Source organism: Methylobacterium gossipiicola, from assembly GCF_900113485.1.
Classification (GTDB): Bacteria; Pseudomonadota; Alphaproteobacteria; order Rhizobiales; family Beijerinckiaceae; genus Methylobacterium; species Methylobacterium gossipiicola.
Map to the genome: position 1 here is coordinate 1 of NZ_FOPM01000069.1, position 1,478 is coordinate 1,478.

The following is a 1,478-nucleotide window of genomic DNA, read 5'->3' on the forward strand; positions in this document are numbered from 1 at the left end:
TCGGCCGAGCGGTCGGGGAGCAGATCGAGCGGGCGGCGGCGTTCAAGATCGACGACGACGGTGCCGTAGGTCCGCCCCTTGCGCAGCGCCCAATCTATGTCGGCGAGCACCGCTTCAACACGCGCTCGCATGAGGACCGCGACAAGAAGCCAGAAGCCGAGGTCGCGCTCATGGTAGTGCCGCCGCTGATCGAGCGGGAGACGTTTGACGCCGTTCAGGCGCGTCTCAAATCCCGCAATCCGATGCTGGTGTCCGCGCGCGTGACGAGCGGCCCGACGCTGCTGGCCGGCATCTGCTTCTGCGCGAAGTGCGGCGGTGCCATGCCCCTGCGCACCGGCAAGGGCAATGACGGGCAGTACACCTATTACACCTGCTCGACCAAGGCGCGGCAGGGCAAGACCGGCTGCGAAGGACGCTCGATCCGCATGGACAAGCTCGACCATCTGGTCGCGAGCCATCTCGAACAACGCCTGCTCCAACCGAAGCGTTTGGGGACGATACTGTCGAGCCTTCTTGATCGCCGGCAGGAGCGAACCGAGCGCCGCCGCGAACTTCTGGCAGACTTGAACCGGCGGATCACCGAAACTGACCAGCGCCTCAACCGGCTCTACGACGCGATCGAATCAGGCGTCGCGGCGCTGGACGACGTGGGACTGAAAGACCGGATCGCCAGTCTGAAAGCGATCCGCGACCAGGCTACGGCCGACGCCGAGCGGATAGGAATGACGCTCGACGGCTCGGGCGATCGGGCCGTAACGCCGGAGATGATCGACGCTCTTTCGCAAGCCGCGCGCAGCAGCCTGCGGATCGAAGGATACGGCTATCGGCGGAATCACCTGCGTGCATTCGCCCAGCGCGTCGAGGTCGCCGATGACGAGGTTCGGATCATGGGAAGGAAGTCGGACCTGCTTCAAAGCCTTGTCGCCGCTTCGAGCGGGAAAACGGCGGCGTTTGCGGTTCGTAGTTCTGTACTGAAATGGCGCACCCGACACGATTCGAACGTGTGACCTTTGCCTTCGGAGGGCTAGGGACGCAAGTGGATAGCGGTTTACAGCGATTGCGCCGCCCTTCTAAGTCACTGCTCAGACTCGATTTATCGCCGGATCGGATGGACTGCGACTTCCGGGAGCTACCCCAAGCGTGTTACCTTGGTGCTACCCCGGACACGAGGACCATCCCCATGCAAGCCCCTCGGATCAGCAAGCGCATCGTTGACGGCTTGCAGCCCCGCGAGGCGGAGTTCGTCCATTGGGACGGCGAATTGAAGGGCTTCGGGGTGCGCGTCCGTCCGACCGGCGCCCGCTCATTCATTGTCATGTACCGGACCGGCGGCCGGAACTCTCCGCTCCGGAAAGTGACGATCGGCGCCTATGGAAAAATGACCGTCTAGGGCGTGTCATCGCTTGAGCCAATCGAGGGCGGCTGCGAGGCAGAGGACGCCGGTGAAGCTGGCGGCGGTCTTTTCGTAGCGCGTGGCG

Annotated in this window: 2 protein-coding genes and 1 tRNA gene; 2 read left to right on the top strand and 1 reads right to left on the bottom strand. The window is 64.0% G+C overall.

The genetic code is table 11. From position 1 onward, the window contains the following. Window positions 1-92 precede the first annotated feature (92 nt). Window positions 93-1,007 (top strand): recombinase zinc beta ribbon domain-containing protein, encoded by a 915-nt coding sequence (locus BM249_RS21035; protein WP_244528903.1) that lies wholly within the window; start codon window positions 93-95, stop codon window positions 1,005-1,007. Here BM249_RS21035 and BM249_RS21835 read toward each other — a convergent pair. Then, window positions 978-1,082, bottom strand: a tRNA-Ser gene (locus BM249_RS21835). The genes BM249_RS21035 and BM249_RS21835 overlap by 30 nt on opposite strands. Before the next feature lie 98 nt (window positions 1,083-1,180). On the opposite strand from BM249_RS21835, the gene BM249_RS21840 reads away from it, so the two are divergent. Next, on the top strand, window positions 1,181-1,390 hold the full coding sequence (locus BM249_RS21840) for an Arm DNA-binding domain-containing protein (RefSeq protein ID WP_177232488.1): 210 nt from the start codon (window positions 1,181-1,183) through the stop codon (window positions 1,388-1,390). Window positions 1,391-1,478: the final 88 nt, after the last annotated feature.

Coding starts and splice junctions, on each gene's coding strand:
- BM249_RS21840 (WP_177232488.1), top strand. CDS start 1,181: ATGCAAGCCCCTCGGATCAGCAAGCGCATCGTTGACGGCTTGCAGCCC.